Source organism: Stenotrophomonas sp. NPDC078853, from assembly GCF_044901215.1.
GTDB lineage: Bacteria > Pseudomonadota > Gammaproteobacteria > Xanthomonadales > Xanthomonadaceae > Stenotrophomonas > Stenotrophomonas lacuserhaii.
Genome location: NZ_JBJDOQ010000011.1, coordinates 38,952 through 60,781 on the forward strand (window position 1 = coordinate 38,952; position 21,830 = coordinate 60,781).

Annotated in this window: 20 protein-coding genes; 6 read left to right on the top strand and 14 right to left on the bottom strand. The window is 68.1% G+C overall.

The annotated features are described in order from the left end of the window. Positions 1-12: 12 nt before the first annotated feature. Positions 13-900, bottom strand: a complete 888-nt coding sequence (ttcA, locus tag ACI2JH_RS12190; RefSeq protein WP_404736302.1) for a tRNA 2-thiocytidine(32) synthetase TtcA — start codon at positions 898-900, stop codon at positions 13-15. A gap of 90 nt (positions 901-990) precedes the next feature. Here ttcA and ACI2JH_RS12195 point away from each other — a divergent pair, with 90 nt between their 5' ends. Beyond that, positions 991-1,194: a YdcH family protein gene (locus tag ACI2JH_RS12195; RefSeq protein WP_101101680.1), complete on the top strand. Its 204-nt coding sequence runs from the start codon at positions 991-993 to the stop codon at positions 1,192-1,194. Positions 1,195-1,266: 72 nt separating this feature from the next. Here the strand turns inward: ACI2JH_RS12195 and plsB are convergent, their stop codons facing one another. Together plsB and ACI2JH_RS12205 are read right to left on the bottom strand one after the other, a co-directional pair. Next, entirely contained in the window at positions 1,267-3,900 is a 2,634-nt protein-coding gene (gene plsB / locus ACI2JH_RS12200) for a glycerol-3-phosphate 1-O-acyltransferase PlsB (RefSeq protein WP_182656557.1), read from the bottom strand. Continuing rightward, positions 3,900-4,868: a hypothetical protein gene (locus ACI2JH_RS12205; RefSeq protein ID WP_404736303.1), complete on the bottom strand. Its 969-nt coding sequence runs from the start codon at positions 4,866-4,868 to the stop codon at positions 3,900-3,902. The genes plsB and ACI2JH_RS12205 overlap by 1 nt, the downstream gene beginning before the upstream one ends. A 269-nt stretch (positions 4,869-5,137) precedes the next feature. Between ACI2JH_RS12205 and ACI2JH_RS12210 the strand changes: the two genes are divergently transcribed. Next, positions 5,138-5,947 carry a serine protease gene (locus ACI2JH_RS12210; protein ID WP_182656558.1) on the top strand — a complete coding sequence of 270 codons (810 nt, stop codon included), beginning with the start codon at positions 5,138-5,140 and terminating at the stop codon, positions 5,945-5,947. 18 nt (positions 5,948-5,965) lie between these two features. On the opposite strand, the gene pyrF is transcribed toward ACI2JH_RS12210, so the two are convergent. After that, a complete protein-coding gene (pyrF, locus tag ACI2JH_RS12215; protein ID WP_404736304.1) occupies positions 5,966-6,688 on the bottom strand; it encodes an orotidine-5'-phosphate decarboxylase in 723 nt (240 codons plus the stop codon). Further along, complete coding sequence (locus tag ACI2JH_RS12220) at positions 6,685-7,605, bottom strand: 5'-nucleotidase, lipoprotein e(P4) family (protein WP_404736305.1); 921 nt, start codon at positions 7,603-7,605, stop codon at positions 6,685-6,687. Before ACI2JH_RS12220 ends, pyrF begins: the two co-directional genes overlap by 4 nt. Positions 7,606-7,704: 99 nt before the next feature. Here ACI2JH_RS12220 and ACI2JH_RS12225 point away from each other — a divergent pair, with 99 nt between their 5' ends. Beyond that, complete coding sequence (locus ACI2JH_RS12225) at positions 7,705-8,364, top strand: YceH family protein (RefSeq protein WP_404736306.1); 660 nt, start codon at positions 7,705-7,707, stop codon at positions 8,362-8,364. A 46-nt stretch (positions 8,365-8,410) separates the two neighbouring features. Here ACI2JH_RS12225 and ACI2JH_RS12230 read toward each other — a convergent pair whose 3' ends face one another. Both ACI2JH_RS12230 and ACI2JH_RS12235 read right to left on the bottom strand, forming a co-directional pair. Continuing rightward, positions 8,411-8,938, bottom strand: coding sequence for a GNAT family N-acetyltransferase (locus ACI2JH_RS12230; protein WP_320505987.1), 528 nt, complete (start codon positions 8,936-8,938; stop codon positions 8,411-8,413). A 47-nt stretch (positions 8,939-8,985) separates the two neighbouring features. Further along, positions 8,986-10,962 (bottom strand): UvrD-helicase domain-containing protein, encoded by a 1,977-nt coding sequence (locus ACI2JH_RS12235; protein WP_404736307.1) that lies wholly within the window; start codon positions 10,960-10,962, stop codon positions 8,986-8,988. Between the two features lie 102 nt (positions 10,963-11,064). On the opposite strand from ACI2JH_RS12235, the gene ACI2JH_RS12240 reads away from it, so the two are divergent. After that, the gene (locus ACI2JH_RS12240) at positions 11,065-11,787 is read left to right on the top strand and encodes a sel1 repeat family protein (RefSeq protein ID WP_101101695.1); all 723 of its coding nucleotides are present in this window, start codon (positions 11,065-11,067) and stop codon (positions 11,785-11,787) included. Positions 11,788-11,815: 28 nt separating this feature from the next. Further along, positions 11,816-12,436 carry a thymidine kinase gene (locus ACI2JH_RS12245; RefSeq protein ID WP_182656562.1) on the top strand — a complete coding sequence of 207 codons (621 nt, stop codon included), beginning with the start codon at positions 11,816-11,818 and terminating at the stop codon, positions 12,434-12,436. A gap of 60 nt (positions 12,437-12,496) precedes the next feature. Here the strand turns inward: ACI2JH_RS12245 and ACI2JH_RS12250 are convergent, their stop codons facing one another. From ACI2JH_RS12250 to ACI2JH_RS12270, 5 genes are all read right to left on the bottom strand, one after another. Beyond that, positions 12,497-14,098, bottom strand: a complete 1,602-nt coding sequence (locus tag ACI2JH_RS12250; protein WP_182656563.1) for a glucan biosynthesis protein — start codon at positions 14,096-14,098, stop codon at positions 12,497-12,499. 49 nt (positions 14,099-14,147) lie between these two features. After that, positions 14,148-16,607, bottom strand: a complete 2,460-nt coding sequence (locus tag ACI2JH_RS12255; protein WP_404736308.1) for a protein kinase — start codon at positions 16,605-16,607, stop codon at positions 14,148-14,150. Between the two features lie 15 nt (positions 16,608-16,622). After that, positions 16,623-17,186 (bottom strand): ECF-type sigma factor, encoded by a 564-nt coding sequence (locus tag ACI2JH_RS12260; protein WP_042612096.1) that lies wholly within the window; start codon positions 17,184-17,186, stop codon positions 16,623-16,625. 70 nt (positions 17,187-17,256) lie between these two features. Next, the gene (mutM, locus tag ACI2JH_RS12265) at positions 17,257-18,069 is read right to left on the bottom strand and encodes a bifunctional DNA-formamidopyrimidine glycosylase/DNA-(apurinic or apyrimidinic site) lyase (RefSeq protein WP_101101703.1); all 813 of its coding nucleotides are present in this window, start codon (positions 18,067-18,069) and stop codon (positions 17,257-17,259) included. A gap of 84 nt (positions 18,070-18,153) precedes the next feature. Continuing rightward, positions 18,154-18,519, bottom strand: a complete 366-nt coding sequence (locus tag ACI2JH_RS12270) for a hypothetical protein (protein WP_319275759.1) — start codon at positions 18,517-18,519, stop codon at positions 18,154-18,156. Positions 18,520-18,638: 119 nt separating this feature from the next. On the opposite strand from ACI2JH_RS12270, the gene ACI2JH_RS12275 reads away from it, so the two are divergent. After that, complete coding sequence (locus ACI2JH_RS12275) at positions 18,639-19,487, top strand: ABC transporter ATP-binding protein (RefSeq protein ID WP_404736309.1); 849 nt, start codon at positions 18,639-18,641, stop codon at positions 19,485-19,487. Between the two features lie 66 nt (positions 19,488-19,553). Here the strand turns inward: ACI2JH_RS12275 and ACI2JH_RS12280 are convergent, their stop codons facing one another. Further along, a complete protein-coding gene (locus ACI2JH_RS12280; protein WP_404736310.1) occupies positions 19,554-20,759 on the bottom strand; it encodes a DUF4785 domain-containing protein in 1,206 nt (401 codons plus the stop codon). Positions 20,760-20,770: 11 nt separating this feature from the next. Beyond that, on the bottom strand, positions 20,771-21,643 hold the full coding sequence (locus ACI2JH_RS12285) for a hypothetical protein (RefSeq protein ID WP_101101709.1): 873 nt from the start codon (positions 21,641-21,643) through the stop codon (positions 20,771-20,773). Positions 21,644-21,830: the final 187 nt, after the last annotated feature.

Consider the following 21,830-nt stretch of genomic DNA (forward strand, 5'->3'; position numbering starts at 1 on the left):
GGAATTCCGGATTCAGGAGTGAAGGGCGCCGTGGCCATCGTCGGCCATCGGCGTCTCAGGAGGTGCGTCGCGGTGGCGACGCTCCAGGGAATGAAAATCAAACAGGTCCAGGTCCGCCAGCTGCGACGGCTCCACGCTGGCCAGTGCACGGGCGATCTGGTCCACGCGCCCCGGATGGTCACTATCCCACTGCGCCAGCAGCTGGCCTATCTGGCGACGCTGCAGGTTGGGTTGGCTGCCACACAGCGTGCACGGGATGATCGGGAAGCGGCGTGCCTGCGCGTACTGCGCGATGTCCCGCTCGCGCACATAGGCCAGCGGCCGGATCACCACGTGCTGGCCATCGTCGCTGCGCAGCTTGGGCGGCATGCCGGACAGCTTTGCATGGTGGAACAGGTTCATCAGGAACGTCGCCGCCATGTCATCGCGGTGATGCCCCAGCGCGATCCGGGTGAAGCCATGGCGGGCGGCATGCTGGTACAGCGCGCCACGGCGCAGCCGGGAGCACAGTGAACACTGCGTGCGCCCTTCGGGAATCACCCGGCTGACCACCGAATAGGTGTCCTGTTCGATGATCTGGTACGCCACTCCCAGCCGCTCCAGGTACGCCGGCAGCACATGCGCGGGAAACCCCGGCTGCTTCTGGTCCAGGTTCACCGCGACCAGCTCGAACCGAACCGGCGCCCTGCGCTGCAGCTGCAGCAGCATGTCCAGCAGGGTATAGCTGTCCTTGCCGCCGGACAGGCACACCATCACTTTGTCGCCCGCCCCGATCATGCCGTAATCGGCGATGGCCTGGCCGACCTGCCGACGCAGTGCGCGCGCCAGCACGTCCGCCTGCGCGCCGGCCTCGCGGGGCACGCGCGGCAACGGATCGGGCAGGGACAGGACGTCGGTCATCCGTCCATTCTACCGGCTGGCATGCGTGCTTCGGAGGCCTCCGGAGCGGCGGTTCTCCCGGTGGTCACCCGCGCTGTGTATGCTCGACGGGTGGACATCTACACTCCCGCAGAAATCACCGAGCGCCTGCTCGCGCTGCGCGCCGACCACCGCGCGCTGGACGAACGCATCACGCGCATGGCGGCCAATGGCGAAGACGACCTGGAGTCCAAGCGGCTCAAGCGTCACCGGCTGCAGCTGAAAGACTGCATCACGCGGCTGGAAAGCCTGCAGATCCCCGACGAGCCGGCCTGAGCCCTTCCGGTGGGTGCCCCGGCCTGGGCACTTCCGGTGGGTGGCGACCGTTGGTCGCCACACCCTGCCTGATCAGTCCTGCGGCACGGTTTCTTCCGGCCGGGCCGCTTCCGGGCTCACCCGTTCAATGGTGTGGCGCAGCTCGCGGCCGAGGATGAACTTGGCATCCTTTGCCCAGCCGTCCAGGCGCTCGTCGAACAACAGACGGCTGTTTTCGTCCGGCCAGACCAGCCGCAGTTCGCGCAGCTTCTGGATGAATCCACGGAACAGGGTCTTGTCGAAGAACTCCGGTGCCGCCGGCGCGTACAGCAGGCTCAGGCGCTGCGCGGCCTGCTGGCACAGGCTTTCCAGTTCCGCCGCACCCAGCGTACCGGGACCATTCTTCACCAGCACTGAAATGGCGATGTAGTAACGCTCGAATGCCTGCTGCAGGGAGTGGCCGATCGCACGCAGGCGGAACACCTCGTCGGTCTGTCCGGTATTGCGCGACAGCACGCCGCCCTCATCCTCGCCGACCTGCTGCAGCAGGCCCTCGCGGATGAACAGGTCGATGGTCTGTTCGATGCGCTGGCCGAACTCGTCTTCGGTCCACGGCAGGAACAGTTCGGCCTGCAGGAAGGGGTACACCGAGCGCCCCAGGCGCACCAGGCCGGCGCGGCCCATGCGCCGGTTGTTCTGGAAACAGCACGCGACCCACGACGAAGCGGTGAACAGGTGCAGCACGTTGTTGCGGAAGTAGCTGAGCAGCACGGCGGTGTCCCCGCTCACGCTCAGCACGTCGCCCAGCGGATGCTTGACCCGGGTCAGCACGTTGATTTCTTCGGCGTGGGCGATGATCCGCTCCGGCGAATGCGGGGTGACCGTCACCCGGTCCGAGTACGGCATTTCCTCCAGCAGCGTCTTGCACAGCTGGATCTGCGCGATCAGGTCGGCCTCGCCCATGGCGTGCTTGGGCGTGGACAGCAGCGCCAACGCCAGCAGGTTGATCGGGTTGACGTCGGCGGCACCGTTGATGCGCACCTGGATGCGTTCGGCCAGCGTATCCACGGTAGTGGACAACCATGCCGGCTTTTCATCCTCGGCGACCGCACGACCATCCCACTCAGGGGCCTTTTCGGCCAGCACGTCGTTGAGCGCGATCGGTTCGCCGAAGTTCACCACCACCTGGCCGAAGTTCTGCTTCAGCACCTTCGGGATGCCCCACAGCAGCGACCAGATCGATTCCTTTTCCTTGGGCCGGCCGGTCAGCTCGTCGAGGTAGCTGCTGCCTTCCATCAGTTTTTCGTAACCGATGTAGATCGGCTGGAACAGCACCGGCTTGCGCGGCTGGCGCAGGAATGCCTTGAGCGTCATCGAGATCATGCCGCCCTTGGGCTGCAGCAGGCGACCAGTACGCGAGCGGCCGCCTTCGACGAAATATTCGATGGAATAGCCGCCGGCGACGAGCTGGGCGACGTATTCGCTCAGCACCGCCGAATAAAGCGCGTTGCCGCGGATCGAGCGGCGGATGAAGAACGCGCCGCCCTTGCGCAGCAACGTGCCGACCACCGGCAGGTTGAGGTTGATGCCGGCCACGATGTGCGGCGGCACGATACCGCGGTCGTACAACAGGTAGGACAGCAGCAGGTAGTCCATGTGGCTGCGGTGGCTGGGCACGTACACCACCTCGTGGCCGGGCGCGGCCGCCTTGAACTTGTCAAGGTGGTGGACCAGCACGCCGGCATAGATGCGGTTCCACACGTGGCTCAGCATGAAGCTGGCCGAACGCACCACCGGACTGGAGTAATCGGCGGCGATTTCCCACGCGTAGGCGTGCGCCTTCTTCCACGCGTCGGCCGGCTTGCTGTTGTCGCGGCGGGCCTGGGCGGCAATCGCTTCACGCACCGGCTCGGCCTGCAGCACCTGGTCCACCAGCAGGCGGCGGGTGGACAGGTCAGGACCGATCACCGATTCGCGGATGCGGCGGAAATGCGTGCGCAGCACACGCTGCAGCTTGCGCACCGTGCGTTCCGGATCCAGCCCTTCATCCACGGTGGCCCGCAGCGAGATCGGCGGGGCGAAGCGCACGATGGTGCTGCGACCGTTCAGCAGCACCGCCAGCAGTCGGCGGAAGCGTCCGACCAGTGCCCAGTTTTCAGAGAACAGCACGGCAAACCAGCCGCTCTGCTTGTCCGGCGCGCGGCCGACGAAGATCGACACCGGCACCAGGTGCACGTCCAGTTCGTCGCGCGACCGGTGCGCCTGCAGCACCTTGGCCAGCGAATCGGAGTGGGTCTTGGCGCCGCGCTGTTCGGGGATGATGGAATTGCTCGAACTGCGCCGTGACAGGGCCACGTAGGCGCGCTTGCGGCCGGTGGGATCACCGGGCAGCGGCACCAGCGGCGAGGGCAGCCCGGCCTGGCGGCAGGCCTTGTCCAGGATCAGCGCATTGGACAGACCGTAATCCTCCAGCACGTAGACCACCGGGCGGCCGTCGTTGTACTGGCCGGGATCCTGCGGTTCGATGTCCAGCGACAGCCAGGGCTCGAACAGACGACCCAGCAGCCGCGCCCACCACGGACGCCGGCCGGCGGCAGCGCGCGCGGCAACATGCGCCGGCACCGGGCCGTCGATCGTCATCGGGGACACCTGCGCCGGATCGGCAGGGGTCTGCTCAGGTTGTTCGCCGGGGAACGGCAGCGGATTCTGTTTCGACATCGGCATCATTATGGCGTAGCCGCGGGCTTTTCATCGTCCCCGGTCTCAACAGGAAGTGCGATGGCCGAGACGGATTCAGCTTCCACGGCCGCCTGCGCCGTGCGCGCGTTGCGCAACAGCGCGTCGGTATCGGCCAGCGTACGCGTGAGGTACCAATGCCCCTCGCGGCGGGTCAACGGAATCTGCAGGGTGATCGTCTCTCCTGCCAAGGGATACTGCAGGCGTACCAGGGCGTTGTCGCCCTGCCGGGAAAGTACCTCGCCGGCAATCCCGCGCATCGATGCGTCCAGATCAAGCCCATAGCTGGCCAGCACCGTTTTCAACGTGGCGAGGAACGGTCCCAGCCGCTCCAGGCTGGCCGCCATTCCGGCCTGCTGCAGCTGCGCATCGTCGGTGAAGCCGGTCGCGCTGGCGGCCTTGGTGAGCGCGGCGATGCTCGCCCGTGCCCGCGCCCGGTCGCTTATCGGCGCATCGGCCGCCCACGCCGCCAGCGTCTGCACCACCTGCACGTAGTGCGCCTGCTGGCTGGCGGTGAAGCTGGTTTCATGGCGCAGGTACTGCACGCCGAACAAGCCCATGGACTGCGCGGCCTGGCGCACGGCGGCCGTCTGCCCGGCCAGTTGCCGGTCGAAACTGCGCTGCAGGCGCTGGCTGCCATCATCGGCGGAAAGGGCCTGCAACATCGGCAGCAGCTGGTCGTGCAGCGGCAGTTCGGTCAGTGGCCAGCGGCTGTGGCCCTGGCTCCACGCCTGGTCCAGTGCCGTGTACTGCGCCGGTGGTACCGACAACCGGGCATAGGCCACCAGGTCGTTGTCGGCAATCGCACGCGCCATCGCCTGCACCGCTGCGACGGGTTCGGCGGGCGGCAGCGCGGCATCGACCGCATCGCGCTGGCAGGCTGCCATCGCCAACAGCAGCATGGCAGCGCAAGTCCACCCACCCGCATGGCGCAGCGCGCGCCGTTTCGTCTTCGACATGATGGTTCGGACTCCCCAGACCGGCCTGCATCTTGACCGGAGTTGCCTGTCAGCAGCAAGACAGTGGCGACACGACGCCGCGCCCGGCGTGCAGGCCATTGAACCACAACGGCTGGCGCTCGGCGGATCAGTGGATGCTGGTGACCGGCTGATGCACGTGTAGGTATTGCGCTGGATGCACCGGATGCGTGATCGAGGCGGCAGATCCCTCGCCCGCGGAGGCGCCCACTACAGGCCCCGGCAACCTGCCGAACCCGAGGTGTCCCACCATGCGTTCCTTCTTTTCGCTTGTCATCGCCAGCGCCTTGTCCTGGCATGCAATGGCCGCTCCGGCTGCGGGTGAGGCGCCGCTGCAGCCTGCCATCGTCGGCGGAACCGATGTCCCGGACGGCCGCTATCCCTTCATCGTCAGCCTGCAGAATGCCGGCGCGGGCTCGCTCTACTCCGGCCACTTCTGCGGTGGCTCCCTGATCTCGCCATCGTGGGTACTGACGGCCGCCCACTGCGTGTGGCGCCGCTCTCCCGGCAGTCTCGACGTCCATGCCGGTGCAACCGATTTCGGCAGCGCCACCGGCAGCCGCCACGCCGTGGCTGCCATCCACGTCCATCCCGCCTACACCGGCGATAAAAATGACGTGGCCCTGATCCGCCTGAGGACACCGATAGCCGATGTGCGGCCGGTCAGCCTGCCGGGCCTGGAAGGGGCGGCGTTCGAACAGCCCGGCCAACGCCTCACCGTTGCCGGCTGGGGCAGCCTGGCCAGCGGCATGGATTTTCCGCTGCGGATGCAGGAAGTGGATGTTCCTTTCATCGCCACTGCGGAATGCCAGCGGCTGTACCAGGGTCGCCTGCCTGTCGATGCCGAGGTGGAGCTGTGCGCCAGCCGTTCGGGCAAGGACTCCTGCCAGGGCGATTCCGGTGGCCCGTTGTTCCTGGCCAGGGATGAGGGCAGCTGGGATCAGCTCGGTGTCGTAAGCTGGGGAATCGGCTGTGCGAGTGGCGACTCCCCGGGCGTATACGCGCGCCTTGCCGGTGCCGGGATCGTGGACTTCATCCGCGCTACCTGGACCGGGGACTGAGCCGGCCCCGCGCGCCGCTCAGCGCCGCAGTGCGGCACTGATGTCCTGCTGGATGGCCCGTGCCGCGGCCTGCGGATCGGCCGCCAGCCGGATCGGTCGCCCGACCACGATGGCATCGGCGCCGTCGGTGAAGGCCTGCGCCACCCCCACGGTGCGCTTCTGGTCATCACCGGCCGGGCCGTCCGGGCGGATTCCCGGGCAGACGATGGAGAACCCGGCGCCGGTCGCGGTACGGATCGGCGCCGCTTCCTGACCGGAGGCGATCACGCCGTCGATATCGGCCGCCTTCGCCGCCAGCGCGCGTTCCACGACAACATCCACCGGTTCGCGGTCGATGCCCATCCGGGCCAGGTCTTCGCGCCCCATCGAGGTCAACACCGTGACCGCCAGCAGGCGCATGTCGCCGCCAGCCACGGCCGCACAGGCCTCCATCATCGCCGGGTGCCAGCCATGGATCGTGCAGTAGCTCACCGGCCATTGCGCCAAGCGCTTGATGACCGCCGCGGCGGTGGCCGGGATGTCGAAGAATTTCAGGTCGACGAACACCCGCTTTTCGCGGCGTGCCAGCTCCTCCAGCACCTGGAAATACTCACCCGATGCCAGCAGCTCCATGCCGATCTTGTAGAAGCCGACGCTGTCGCCCAGCCGATCCACCCACGCCAGCGCCTGCGCGCGGTCGGGCACGTCCAGCGCGAAGATCAGGCGCTCGTCATCGCGCAGTGACAGCGGTCCGCGGCTCATGGCGCATAGTCCAGCGCGGCCCGCTTTGCGTCGTGGCGGGTCTGGCGCGGCTGGCTGAAATCATTGTTGAACTGCGCCGGCTCGAAGCCGCCGTAGGTCGGGTTCGGCAACATCCACCAGCGCTCGCCGAACCAGTCGTGGTACTGCTGCAGCAAGGCATCGCGGCCGTCGTTGGTGTTGGCGGTGACTTCGACGAAATCGCCGAGCTGGTCACCGAACTGCATCAGCACCCGGTACTGCTGCCCGGCCAGGCGGCGGCGGCAGTTCTTTTCACTGCCGGCCTGCTCACAGCCCTCCACCACGGTCCCCAGGCCGAGGAACACGCTGTCGTCGGCAACCGGCAGGCCTTCGGCACGCAGGTTGGCCAGGGTGGCCTCCTTCAGGTGCACGGCGCGGTTGGAGATGTACAGCAGGGTGACGCCTTTTTCATTGGCCGCCCTGGCGAAATCAACGACGCCGGGAATCGCCTTGGCCTTCTTCTCGGCCACCCACTGGTCCCAGGTCATCTCGTCGTATTCCTTGCCATCGCGCACCAGGCGCGCCTGGTAGGGCGAGTTGTCCAGCACGGTCTCATCCAGGTCCAGCACCACCGCCGGCTTCAGGCCCTTGGCATCGTTGCCGCGCTCTTCCGGCACCAGGGCATCCCAGTGGGACTCCTTCAGCGCCGCATCCAGGCGATCAGCTGCGGCACGGTAGGTCTGCTCGGTGATTGCCCGGTATTCCTGCGCACGCTGCATCCACAGCACTGCGTTCAGGTTGTCGTTGGCACTGCTGTCCGTCGCCGGGGCCGCATCCGCCGGTGCGGCGGCAGCGGCTTGGGCCGCGGCAGGCGGGGCGTCGACGCGCTTGCACGCGGACAGCCCGATCACCGCGATGGCGAGCAGGGACAGGGAAAGGGGGGCGATACGACGACGCATTGGCTTCACCATGTTCAGATCCCCGCCATTTTAACGGCAAACATGACAGGGGCAGCGGCTATGCTTGATGGCTGTTCCATCGACCCAGCGGAGCCCGCCATGACCGACACCCCCGACACCCCTGCCCGCCCGCTGCTGGATGCCACCCAGGCACGCCTGCTGGGATGCCTGGTGGAAAAGGAAGCCACTACGCCGGACACCTATCCGCTGACGGTGAACGCGGCCCAGTCGGCGGCCAACCAGAAGACCGCGCGCGATCCGCTGATGAACCTGGATGCCGGCAATGTGCAGCACGCACTGCGCCAGCTGGGAAGCATGGGCCTGGCGCGCCAGCATTTTTCCTCGCGTGCCGACCGCTATGAACATCGCCTGCAGACGGCCCTGGACCTGACCCGCCAGCAGACCGTGGTGCTGGCGCTGCTGCTGCTGCGGGGTCCACAGACGTTGGCCGAGCTGATGACGCGCGCCGAACGGCTGCATCGCTTCGGCGATGCCGACGAGGCACGCCACGCGATCGAACGCCTGCAGCAGCGCGAGCTGCTGGTGGTGCTGCCGCGTGCCGGTGGCCAGCGCGAAGACCGCTACATGCACCTGCTGTGTGGCGAAGTCGATGGTGCGGCGCTGGCGGCGACGTTCGCCGCGTCGGGTTCGGCATCCACTGGCTCGGGCGGCCATGATCCGGCGCTGGCCGAACGGGTGGCGCAGCTGGAAACCGCCGTTGCCGAGCTGCGCGCCGAGCTGGAAGCGCTGCGCGGCTGAATCGAGGGCTGCCGGCCAGCGGCCGGCACTACCGTGCGGGGCGCGATCAGCGGGCGACGTCGGCCGCGCCCGGCGTGGCGAACAGGGTCACCCATTGCTCGCTGCCGGGCAGCTGGATCGGGCCGCGCTGCTGCATCCCCAGCCGGCGCAGGATCGCCGCGGAAGCCAGGTTGTCCGGGCTGATGATGCCGTACAGGTCCTGCAGGCCCAGCGTGCCGCGCGCATGGGCGAACACCGCCTGCGCCGCCTCGCCGGCATACCCTTGGCCTGCATGCTCGCCGAGTACCGCGTAACCGACATCCGGCCCCGGCAGGCCGTCGCGGCGGACCAGGCCGGCATTGCCCAGCCAGGCCCCATCGGACAGGCGCTCGATCGCATACATGCCGAAGCCGTTCAGCGCGTAACTGTGCAGCACGCGCAGCGCGATGTACTCGCGGGCCTGCTCCTCGCTGCGCACGGCGCGATCGCCGATGAAGCGCACGAAACCAGGATCATTCAGCAGGGCCAGCATGCAGCCGGCATCGCGCTCGGGCTCGATGGGCCGCAGGCGCAGCCGGTCGGTTTCAATCTGCACTGCCGTTCCCGTCGCCGTTGTAGTGGCCGATTGTGCGCACTGCGCGCTCAGTCGAACAAGGCCTGGATGGCCGCCAGGCCGGCGCTGGCCCGTTCCTGCTTGCGCGCCGCATCGGCCACCGGATCGGCGCCGTCGCGCTGCAGTTCTTCGGCCGGCAGTTCGGCGAAGAAGCGGCTGGGTTTTAGCCGGACATGCTCGCCGAACTTGCGCGTCAGCTTGCTGTGGCTCATCCACAGCTGGACCTTGGCCCGGGTGATGCCCACGTACAGCAGCCGCCGCTCTTCCTGCAGCGTGCCTTCGTCCAGGCTGACCTGGTGCGGCAGCACGCCGTCTTCGCAGCCGACGATGAAGACATAGGGGAACTCCAGGCCCTTGGAAGCATGCAGGGTCATCATGCGCACCTGGTTGCCGCCATCGTCCTTGTCGTTGCGCGACAACAGCGCCAGCTGGCCGGCCAGGTCGGCGGCGGTGGCGCCGCGCGGGCCGCCTTCGAACCACTGCGCCAGCTCTTCGATGTTGTTGGCGCGGCGCTGGTAACTGGCTTCTTCCTTGGCCTGCTGACGCAGCTCGCTCAACAGCCCTGATTCCTTGGCCACCTTGCGGATCATGTCGCCGGAAGAAATCTCGCGGGTCTGTGCGCGCAGGTCACGCAGGATGTCGGTGAAACGCGACAGGCTGTTGGCCGCACGCGGGGGGAGCTGCTGCAGCGCGCCCAGCGCCTCGGCCGCCTGCGCCATCGGCATGTTCTTTTCCGATGCCAGCTCCGCCAGCTTGGCCAGCGTGCCTGCACCCACGTCGCGCTTGGGCGCCTGCACCGCGCGCATGAAGGCGGTGTCGTCGTCCGGATTCACCAGCAGGCGCAGCCAGGCCAGCGTGTCTTTGACTTCCTGGCGCTCCAGGAACACCGTGCCGCCGGACAGGTGGTACGGCACGCGCGCCAGCTGCATCGCCTTTTCCAGCGGGCGTGACTGGAAGTTGCCGCGGAACAGGATGCAGAAATCACTCCACGGTACCTGCCGCGCCTGGGCGATGAAGGCGATCTCGGCCGCCACTTTTTCCGCCTCGTGCTCGCTGTTGCGACACTCCCACACCCGGATGCGTTCGCCGTCGGCCTGGTCGCTCCACAGCTTCTTCAGGTGTTCGTGCGGATTGTTGGCGATCAGCGCATTGGCCGCGCGCAGCACCCGGTTTGAACAGCGGTAGTTCTGTTCCAGCTTGATGATCTGCAGCGCGGGGTAGTCGCGCGCCATCTGCTGCAGGTTTTCCGGATTGGCACCGCGCCAGGCGTAGATGGACTGGTCATCGTCACCCACGCAGGTGAAGTTGCCCTTGTCCCCGGCCAGCTGCTTGAGCAGGCGGTACTGGGCGTCGTTGGTGTCCTGGCACTCATCCACCAGCAGGTAGCCGATGCGTTCGCGCCAGGCGATGGCGATCTCCGGATTCTCCTCCAGCACCTGCACCGGCAGGCGGATCAGGTCGTCGAAGTCCACGGCATTGAAGGCCGTGAGCCGCAGCTGGTAGCGCTCGTAGACGCCGGCCGCTTCCTTCTCGCGGTTGCTGCGCGCCTCGCGCATCGCCTGCTCCGGTGACAGGCCGGCATTCTTGGCACGCGAAATAAGGTTCTTCACGTCCTCGATGTCATCCGGCTTGGCACCATGCATCAGGTCCTTGACCTGGGCGTTGCTGTCGTCGGCATCGAAGATCGAGAAGCCGCGCTTCAGGCCCACCGCAGCGTGTTCGATCTGCAGGAACTTCAACCCCAGCGCATGGAAGGTGCAGATGGTGACGTCTTCGGCGTCCTGATCACGCAGGCGCCGGGCCACGCGCTCGCGCATTTCCTTGGCCGATTTGTTGGTGAAGGTGATCGCGGCGATGCGCCGGGCCGGATAGCGGCCGCAGCCGATCAGGTGGGCGATCTTCTCCACGATGACGCGCGTCTTGCCGCTGCCGGCGCCCGCCAGTACCAGCAAGGGGCCTTCGATGTGCAGCACTGCTGCGCTTTGGGGGGGATTGAGTCCGTGCATGTACTGCCGATTGTAGCGGGGGCACCCTGACCTCCGGCAGGTTGCGCTCGCCCGCCCCGCTGCGGATAGTGGCGGCACACCCCGTTTCACAGGAAGTGACCGATGGACCTGAACAGGTTTGCCTGCCGCGCGGTGCTCGCCGCCGCCCTGCTGTCGCCGCTGCACGCCGCCCAGGCGCAGCTGGCCGCCGAAAACGTCCCCCTGTCGCTGCAGGAACACGCGGTGGTCAGTTCACCGGCCTTCCTGAAAGCGCACCCGGACCTGCGTTACCGGCAGCTTGGCCTGGCGGCCGTCGAGCGCGACAAGCCCGAGGATGCGCGTCGTTACTTCCGGCTTGGGGCCCAGCATGCCGACAAGCTGTCCCAGGCGCTGATGGCCGAGCTGCTGTGGAACGGCAAGGGCGGCCCGGTCGACCGCGCACTGGGCTATGCCTGGATGGACCTGGCGGCCGAACGCGGCACCGAATGGCTGGTGGTGCGCCGCGAACAGTACTGGGCCGCCCTGGACGAAGCCGAGCGCAAGCGCGCGGTCAGTGAAGGCCAGAAGCTGTACGCCGAGTACGGCGACCCGGTGGCCAAGCCGCGGCAGGAACGTGAAATGCGCCGAAACATGGGGGAGATGACCGGCAGCCGCACCGGTGCACTGGGTTCGACGGTCATGCAGGTGCGCTTCAACGGGCAGATGGTGCGGGTGGTGCCGGAGATCTACTACGCACCGCGGCTGTGGCAGCCCGAAGCCTACTGGAAGTGGCAGGGCCAGCAGCTGGACGCGGGCAACACCAGCAGCGTGGACGTGGGTTCCCCGCATCCGCTGCGCGGCGACTGAGTCCGCCCGCTGCGGCTAGAATCTGCCGATGGCCAAGCTCTATTTCTATTATTCGGCGATGAACGCCGGCAAGACCACTACGCTGCTGCAGAGTGCGCACAACTACCGCGAGCGCGGCATGCGGGTGGCGATCCTTACCCCGCGGCTGGACAACCGCGCCGGCAGCGGCGTGGTGGCCTCGCGCATCGGGCTGAAGGCCGATGGCATGGCCTTCGAGCGCGACAGCGACCTGCAGCGACTGGTCGAAGGCGATATCGCCGCGCACGGCCCGCTTGGCTGCGTGCTGGTGGACGAAGCGCAGTTCCTCAGCCGCGCCCAGGTCTGGCAACTGAGCGAAGTGGTCGACCAGCTGCGCATCCCGGTGCTCTGCTATGGCCTGCGCACCGACTTCCGCGGTGAGCTGTTCGAAGGCAGCCAGTACCTGCTGGCCTGGGCCGACGAGATGCAGGAGATCAAGACCATCTGCCACAGCGGCAAGAAGGCGACCATGACCGTGCGGGTGGACGAGCACGGCCACGCGGTGCAGGACGGCCCGCAGGTGGAGATCGGCGGCAACGAACGCTACGTGTCGGTCAGCCGCGCCGAGTTCAAGAAGATCACCCGCGGCGAAAGCCGGATCGACCCGATGCAGGCCGCGCTGCCGCTGTAAACCGGTAGCGCCGGTGGCGCCGGGCATCGCGCGGCGCTACCGGTTCCCTGTTTACAGGGCTCAGTACAGCGTGCGCTCTGGCGCCCCGGCCGGCGGCGGACTGTACTGGTACAACCAGGTTTCCGTCAGCGTCTTGCCCCCGCTGCGCAGGAACAACCGGATGTCGATCTGCGCGGTGCTGTCATCGCCCGGCACCAGGTCGAACATGGCCCGGTAGCCGTTGATCTCACGCAACGGACGGGCCGAAACGATCTCCAGCTTGCCACGGCTCGCCTGCACCACGGCCTCCACCTCACCCTTGTCGATCAGGCTGGCCAGCTCGCCGCCGGCGAAGTCCACCGCGAAACGCCAAGAGAAATAGTTGCGCTTCTTGCCGATGATGCCGCCCAGGCCGGTGCGGGTGGCCACGGTGTGCGCCAGCGGCGAACGTGCCGGCGGCTCGGCGCCCCAGTACAGGCGATAGCCGACCAGCAGCTCCTGCCCGGCCTGCGGTTTCTCCTTCGGGTTCCAGAACGCGACGATGTTGTCGAAGGTCTCGTCCACGGTCGGGATCTCCACCAGCTGCACCGAGCCCTCGCCCCAGTCGCCCTTGGGCTCCACCCACAGGCACGGGCGCTTCTCGTAGAACACGCCGTCGTCCTGGTAATGGTCGAATTCGCGGTCGCGCTGCAGCAGGCCGAAGCCACGCGGATTGCGATCGACGAACATGTTGAAGCGCAGCTCGCGCGGGTTCACCAGCGGGCGCCAGATCCACTCGCCGCCACCGCTCCACATCGCCAGCCCGTCGGTATCGTGGATCTCCGGGCGCCAGTCCCACGCCATGCGGCGATCGTTCTCGCCGACCTGGAACATGCTGGTGCACGGAGCGATGCCAAGCCGCTCGATCGCCTTGCGCGGGTACAGCGCGCTGTCGATGTCCATCAACAGCACATCGCCATTGGTGATGGCGAAGCGGTAGGCGCCGGCGACGCTGGGCGAGTCGAGCAACGCATAGACCACGATGGTGTCCGAGTCGTTGTCCGGGCGTTCGAGGTAGTAGGCGATGAAGTCCGGGAACTCTTCCGGGCCGCCGGTCCCGGTGTCGATCGCCAAGCCGCGCGCCGATTGCCCGTACTGGCCTTCCTTGCCGACCGCGCGGAAGTAACTGGCGCCGAGGAACGCAGCGAAATCGCGATCGGTATCCTTGCGCGTGTTGAGCCGGAAGCCGGCAAAGCCGAGGTCGGCAGGCAGCTGGCCGTCCTTGATCCCGCTCTTCCCATAATCGAAGGCGGCACCGTCATAGGCCAGTTCCTGCGCCTTGCCGTCGACCACGTCGAACATCCGCACCGGCGAATGGAAGTACAGCCCCAGGTGGAAGAACTTGGCCTGGAACCGGCCCGGCTCATTACCCCACAGCGCATGGTCCTGGCGGTAGCGGATCGACTGGTATGCATCCCAGCTCAGCGCTTCCACCGGGCCTGGCAGGGTCCGTTTGTGGGTCTTGTAGGGCGCAGCGGCCAGCGCGCGCGCCTGGCCCTTCAGGCTGGCGAAATCGAACGGCACCGGCTGTCCCAGGCGGCGCAGGCCGACCTGTCGGCTTGCCGCGGCGCCCACGTTCAATGCAGGCAGGCCGAAGGCAGCCAAGGCCAGGGAAGCGTTGCGGATAAAATCGCGTCGTTGCATTCGAAGGCAGCCGGGGCATGGAGGGTCGGCCATTATTCCAACAGATTCGTTAATTGTTGGCAGTGGCTGGCGACATCTGTTCAGCTGGCCGCGGCAGGCGGGCCAGGCGCAGGTCCAGCTGGCGGACGGCCGAAGACGGAATGCCGCGCTGGGCGATCAGCAACTGGCGTGCCTCGCGCCACGCCGCGGCGGCCCGCGCGGGGCTACCCGCCGCGCGTTCGGCCTCGCCCAGGTCGAGCAGGCCCTCCGGCAGCAGGGCCACATGGTCAGGCTGGCGCCAGATACGTACGGCGTTGCGGTAGTGGCTGACCGTGGCCAGGTCATTTCCATCCGCCCTGGCGACGTCACCCAGGGCGTGTTCGGCCAGGCCGACTTCACGGTGGTCCGGCCCCAAGGCGAAGGCCAGCTTGTCCCGCACTTCGCCGAGCACAGGGCCCGCCCACGCCCGGCGCCCCTGCTGCAGTGCCAACAGCGCCCGGGAACGCTGCACCACCAGCGTTTCCGGATGGTCCGGGCCGAATGCCTGCACCGCCGATTGCCAGGCCTGGTCGAGTGCCGCAGAGGCCTCTGCGGCCTTTCCGCTACGTGCCAGCATCTGCCCCAGCTGGCGCCGCATGCCGATGGCTTCCGGGGTGCCCGGTGCAGCGCGCTGCAGCAGTGCCAGCGCCTGCTGGTAGCCCTCCCGTGCACGCGCGTCCAGGCCGGCTTCGGCATCCAGCCCGGCCAGCCCCGCCAGCGCACCGGCGATGCCACGCGGGTTGCCCTCCCCGCGCTGGTACAGCGCCAGGGCGCGGATGAAGGCAGCGCGCGCAGCACGGACCTGGCCGAGCTGGCTCTGGCAATGGGCCAGTTCGCTGGCGAAGCCCGCCACGGCGGTCGGCAGCAGGTCCTGCTGCTGGTCGGCGATGGACGCTGCGGCCTGCAGGTGGGCGACGCATTCGCGGTCACGGCCCAGCATGCGCAACGCGCGCGCGCGCTGGGTCACCGCTTCCAACTGCAGCGCACCCGGCACGTCCTGTTGTGCCTGCAGCAGCGTGCGTTGTTGATCCAGGATGCGCAGGGCCGTCTGGTAGTCGCCCAGTCCGATGTGCAGGCGTCCGATGACCCCCTCCATTTCGGCCAGCGCCAGCGGCTGCCCGGCCAGTTCTGCCTGCGCACGCTGTTGTCCGGTTTCCAGCAGCTGGCGTACGTCGAAGTGGCCGTGGCGGACGCTTGCCGCGCGGTCGAACAAGCCTATGTTGAAGTCCTGCATCGCCTGTGCGCGCGCGGTCTCCTGACGGGCCTGGCGCGCCTGCCAGACGGCCATCGTCGATACCGCCAGCAAGGCCGACAGGGCCAGGCTGGCGCCGGTCACGCCCCAGCGATGGCGCCGCAGATATTTGCGCAGGCGATACCCGGTGCCGGGCGGATGGGCGCGCAGCGGCCGTCCATCCAGGAACCGGCGCAGGTCTTCGGCCAGGGCATCGACCGATCCGTAGCGCTGCTGCGGATCCTTGGCCATCGCCTTGCCCAGCAGCAGGTCCAGGTCGCCCCGCACGCGTCGGGCAAGACGCCGCGCGGCCGCCGGCACCGACATCCCGGCTTCACCCTGCAGCAACCGACGCGATGCGGGCAGTGGCTGGACCTCCAGGATGGAGCGCTCCCACTCGCTGTCGGAGTGTCGACGCAGGCGGTAAGGTTTGTGCCCGGTTACCACTTCGTAGATCACCACGCCCAGCGAGTACACATCGGTACGGGTGCTCAGCGGGTCGCCCCTCACCTGCTCTGGCGCGGCGTAGTGCAGGGTGAACGCGCGCGGCTCGCCGGGGGCGGCCACCGCCGCGACGCCCTCCGGATCCAGCAGTTGGGCGATCCCGAAATCCAGCAGCTTGACCCCACCATCGGCCACCAGGATGTTGGAGGGCTTCAGGTCGCGGTGCACCACCAGGTTGGCGTGCGCATGCGCCACCACCGAACACACCTGCAGCATCAGCCGCAGTCGTTCTTCCAGCGGCAGCATCCTGCGCTGGCAGTACTCGGTTATCGGCTCGCCCTGCACGTAGTCCAGCGCGAAGTAGGGGTGTCCCTGCGGATCGATGCCTGCGTTGTGCAGCTGGGCAAGATGCGGATGCTGCAGCCGGGCCAGGATCTGCCGCTCGCGCGCAAAGCGCGCATGCAGCCCGGGTTCGGCCAGGCCGCTGCGCAACAGCTTCAGGGCGACCTTGCGCTCGTACATGCCGTCGCAGCGCTCGGCCAGCCAGACCTCCCCCATCCCGCCTTCGCCGAGCAGCTGCAACAGGCGGTAGGGACCGATGCGGGTGCCACCGCGCGATGATCCGGGCGCGGAAAACACCGGCTGGGCCATGAACTGCTCGCTGTCGCGTTCATGGGCCAGCATCTTCTCCAGCTCTGCGGCCAACCCCGGATCGCGTCCGGCCACCTGCCGCAGGCGTTGCAGGCGACCGTCTTCATCCAGTTCCAGCAGCTGGTCCAGCCATGAGGACAGTTCACGCCAGCGCAGGGCATCCATGGCGGGTGTTCGCGCTCAGTCCCCGCTAACTTCGGTCAGCAGGAACAGGCGCGCCTTCTGCCAGTCGCGTCGGATGCTGCGCTCGGAACGCTGGCTGAGTTCGGCGATCTGCTGTTCGGTCAGGCCGGCGAAGTAGCGCAGTTCGACCACCCGTGCCAGGTGCGGATCCAGCGCCTGCAGGCGCTCCAGCGCCACGTCCAGCGCCAGCAGGTCCTCGTCCATGCGGATGCCGCTGCTGCTGTTTTCAGGGATGTCCACCCGTTTGAGGTCACCGCCGCGCTTGCGCGCCAAGCGGTTGCGGGCGTAGTCCACCACCACGCTGCGCATGGCCGAAGCCGCATAGGCGAAGAAGTGCGCACGATCCTCGAAGCGTGCCCCGCCCCGGCTGCCGAGCAGTTTCAGGTAGGACTCGTGCACCAGCGAGGTGGCATCCAGGGTGCGGCCCTGCTGCCCGGCCAGCTGCCGCCGGGCCATCCCATGCAGCTCCTGGTAGAGCACGGTGAGCACGCGGTCCAGCGAGGCACGGTCGCCGCCGCGCGCGGCGTCCAGCCACACAGTGATGTCGGATCCTTCATCCATCGCAGCGCCTGCTCCCACGGGAGTCGTGGCGCGACTATAGCCCTGTCCAGCGCGCTTGGCGAAAAAGCCCTCAGCGCTGGCAGGAACCGCACCAGACGCTGGCCCGCTGGCCGATGGTGGCGTGCTTCAACGGCCGGCCGCAGGACCGGCAGGGCTGGCCGTCGCGTCCGTAGACCGACAACTCCTGTTCGAAGTAGCCGGGCGCCCCATCGGGACTGATGAAGTCGCGCAGGGTGGTGCCACCGCGGGTGATTGCATGCTGCAGGATCTGCTTGACCGCCTCCGCCAGACGTAGATAGCGCTCGCGCGATACCTTGCCGGCCTCGCGCAGCGGGCTGATGCCGGCCCGGAACAGGCTTTCGGCCGCGTAGATGTTGCCCACGCCCACCACCACCGCCTGGTCCATCAGGAAGGTCTTGATCGGCGCCTTGCGGCCACGGCTGCGCTGGAACAGATAGTCACCATCGAAGGCATCGTCCAGCGGCTCCGGGCCCAGCCCCTGCAGCAGCGGATGGACCTGGCCCGGCGGCTGCCACAGCAGGCTGCCGAAGCGGCGCGGATCGTTGAAGCGCAACAGGCGGCCGTTGTCCAGGCTGATATCCACGTGGTCATGCGCGCGCAGCGGTGTGTCGCCCGGCAGCACGCGCAGGCTGCCGGACATGCCCAGGTGCAGCAGCGCACTACCGGCTTCGGTATCCAGCAGCAGGTACTTGGCGCGCCGGCGCACATCCACGATGCGCTGCCCCGGCAACAGGGCGGCCACCTCGTCCGGGATCGGCCAGCGCAGCTCCCTGCGGCGCAGGATCACCCCATGGATGGCACGTTCGAGCAGATGCGGCGCCAGTCCACGCCGGGTGGTTTCAACTTCGGGCAACTCAGGCATGCGCAGATTCTACGCCCGGCCGCAGCGGCAGCGCGGTAGCCCTACCGCCCGGCCCACTCCCAGCTGCAGCGCCATGCGCCAGACTCACCGCGGCGGCGCCGCCAGCTCGCGCGCATCCAGGAACCCATCCCGGTTCGCATCCTGCTTGTGGAACCGCTGCACCAGCGTCTGCCGCTGCTGCCCACGGGTGATCGGCCGCCCCTTGCCGCCCGGCAGCTCGCTGGCGTCCAGCACGCCATCATCATCGGCATCCATCTGCTCGAAGGCGTACATCATCCACTGCACATACTCGGCCTCGCTGACCCGCCCATCGCCATCGGCATCCATGCGCTGCAGGTAGGTGCCGGTGTCGGCCACCTGCGCCTGCACGCCGCCCGCAGCGGACAGCAGCAAGGCGATCAGCAGGGTGATCACGGGTCCGCGCGGCAGCGTAAGGGTGACGTCGGTCATGGCAGCCTCCAGGCCGTGGTCCGGCGCGGGGTTGCCGCGGTGCAGACATGATGGCCCCTGGCTTGGCAAACTGCATCCCTGCGCCGCCACGGCGCGCACCTTTCAGCCGGGAACCTGCGTTGTCCAGCCTGAATCCAGCCGCCGTCGTACCGCCCGCAGCCGATGCCTGCACCCTCCCGCCGCTGATAGAACTGGATCGCGCCAGCGTGATGCGCGGTCAGGTCAAGGTGCTGCACGGCCTCAGCCTGCGCATCGCACAGGGCCAGCACACCGCGCTGCTCGGACCCAACGGCTGCGGCAAATCCACCTTCATCAAACTGATCACCCGCGAGCTGTATCCGCTGGCACATGCCGATGGCCACGTGCCGGTGAAAGTGCTGGGCCAGAACCGCTGGCAGGTCGACCGGCTGCGCTCGCAGCTGGGCATCGTCACCGGCGACCTCAGCAGCACGCTCGCCGACATGCCGGGACTGACCGTGGAACAGGCGGTGCTGACCGGATTCTTCGCCAGCTACGTGCTGCCTGCCTTCCGCGAGATCACCCAGGACATGCGCGAGCGCACGCGCCAGACCCTGGCGATGACCGGCGCGCTGGCGCTGCACGGTCGCAGCTATGCAGAGCTGTCGGCCGGAGAGACGCGGCGCGTGTTGATCGCCCGGGCACTGGTCAACCGCCCGCACGCGCTGTTGCTGGACGAGCCATCCACCGGGCTGGACCTGGTGGCCCGGCAGCAGCTGGTCGATACCATGCAGTCACTGGCGCGGCAGGGCATCACGCTGGTGCTGGTCACCCACCACGTGGAAGAGATCATTCCCGAAATCGAACGCGTGGTGCTGCTGCGCGACGGCCGTGTACTGGCCGATGGCACGCGTGCCGAACTGCTGTGCGATGCGCCCCTGTCGGCCGCGTTCGGCGGCCCGATCTCCGTGGTGGAGCAGCACGGACGGCTGGCCGCGTACGCGGGATAGTGCCGCAGGGCCGTCGCAACGGGCACCACAAGGGTGGGCCGGCTGCCCCGGCCCACCGCTCCCGGATCAGAACCGCAGCGCGGCGGCGCGCGACTCGATCGGTGCCATCCGGCTCTGGTCCTGCAGTTGCAGGTCACGCAGTTCATACGGCGGGCCAAATCCCGCCGGCAACGCAGCCTGGTCGAACGGCAGTACCAGCGTCCCTTGCCCGGGACCCTCGAACCAGGCGGCGGCATGGGCCTGCGCGACGGGTTTCAGCTGCCCATCGGCCGTGCTGGCGTACAGGGTGCCGCGTGCTTCGTAACGCCCCGCCGCTGCCATCTGCAATGACACGCTGACCCGGCGGCTGGCGGGATCGGCCGTGGCCTGGCCGCTGAGACGCGCCGTCGGCAGCGCAACAGCGAAGGCGACCGTGCCATCACGCAGCACGCCGTCGGCCTGTGCGAACACCTGCAGCTCCCACAGACCCTGCGTGTTGCCCACGTCGGCGGGAATACGCACCTGCGCGCGCAGGCTGCCATCGGGAATGGGCCGCAACTGCTGCGGCCAGCTGCGGCCATCCGGTGCGACCAGCAGCGCATGACCGCCGAAACCGCTTCGGGGCGTGCCCGCCTGCAGGCTGCCGGCGCCGTCTTCGCGCAGGCGCGCCTGCAGCTGCATGTTGCCGCCGGTCAGCACCCGCGAGTGGCTGGCCTGGACTTCCAGCCACAGTGGGCTGTTCGGCTCCAGCACCTGCACCACGTAGCGGCCCCGTGCCTGGCGACTGTGCAGGCGGTAGATCCCGGCCGTGCTGGCTGCGCCGGTCCGCAGCATGCGCGTGCCATCGCCAACCGGCATGCCGGCATCGTGCAACACACGTGCATCGACGCTGCGGGCCCCGCTGCTTCGCCCGGCCGGATCGCGCAGCTCCAATGACCCCGCCGACAGCGCGCGGGCGCCCGGCGCCGGGCTGAGTTGGATCACCGCGTCCGGTGCGGTCAGCGGCAACGCCAGGCCGCGCTGCAGTCCGGCTGCATCGACCTGCTGCCAGTAACTCCGGCTGATGGCCGCATGGGGCGCGGGCGCATGCAGCGGCTGCGCCGGGTCCAGCGCCCAGGCAAAGGCCAGCGGTACCCGCTCGCTTTCATCGTCGATGGCCAACGGCGCGGCGACCAGGGTGGCCGGTATCTGGTCGCCCGCCGCGGCGGCGCGCAGCGGTTGTGCAGCCCCTGTGGGCGCGCTGGACAGGATCGCCAGCGCGGCAACGGCCAGGAGGGTGGAATGCATCGTCATGAGGGTCTCCGTCACTGGGTCAGGTCGTTGCGCAGGAGCGTGCCCAGGCCGAAACACGCGCGGCGGCTCTGGTTGTGGCTGAGCGGTTCGGCGCCGTGCGTGCGCGCCGTGTCGGTGAACCACACGGTGCCGGCCGCCTTCTGGCTGCTGCAATCGAGGAAGCCGTCCGAACACGAAGAAAGCCAGTTCCGGGTGAACTCCAGGCCGAGGTTGGCGGCATAGCCTCCGCAGTAGCTGTCCGCGTCCGTAGGCGCCGAGTCGACATCGCTGCCGACCACCACGCGGAACGGCGTGGGCAGTGCCGGGCGACCGCCGGTGCCATACAGGTTCTGCGCGTTGTAGGTGGCCATGTGGCCGACCTGTTGCTGGCGCACCGCATCGTTCCTCAACCCCAGCAGCCAGCCCAGCAGGGTTTCGAAGGTGCTGCCGTTGATCACTGCGTCGGCCAACGGCGTGCCGGCCGAAGACGGTGCCAGCGCGGTGACCTTCTGCAGCGTCTGGATGATCTTCGGATAGCGGCGGTCGTAGGTCGGGTTGGACAGGATCCAGCGCACGACGTTGCCACCGTTGGAGTGGGTGATGACCACCAGCCGGGTGATGCCGCGGCTTTCGATGAAGCCGGACAGCTGCCCGGCCAGGCAGCCGGCGGCTTTGGGCTTCCACATGTACTGGTTGAAGTCGCAGTTGATGACGACGTAATTGCGCCTGTCCGGCAGGCCCTGGCGGACACTGTCGATGATGGCTGGCTGCCAGTAGTCCCGGAGGGCGTTGGTGTGCGCGCCGGTGCCGTGCACGAAGGCTACGCCGAGGCCATCGGCCGCCTGCGCGGGTTGCAGGCCCACCAGCAGGGCCAGTGCGGTGCTTCGTAGTGCGGTGCTGTGCATTGCATGTTTCCCTGATCTGCGGGTCCTGCGGACCCCTGGATGGCCTCATGCTCGGCGCGATCGTGGGCAGACGTCCGTGCGCTGCCCCGGGTATCAAGACATTTCCGACACTCGGCAGCGGTTTTGTCCCGAGCAGAGGGCCATGCCGGTTCTGGCCGTATGCGCGATGGGCGCTGCGCAGGGCGGG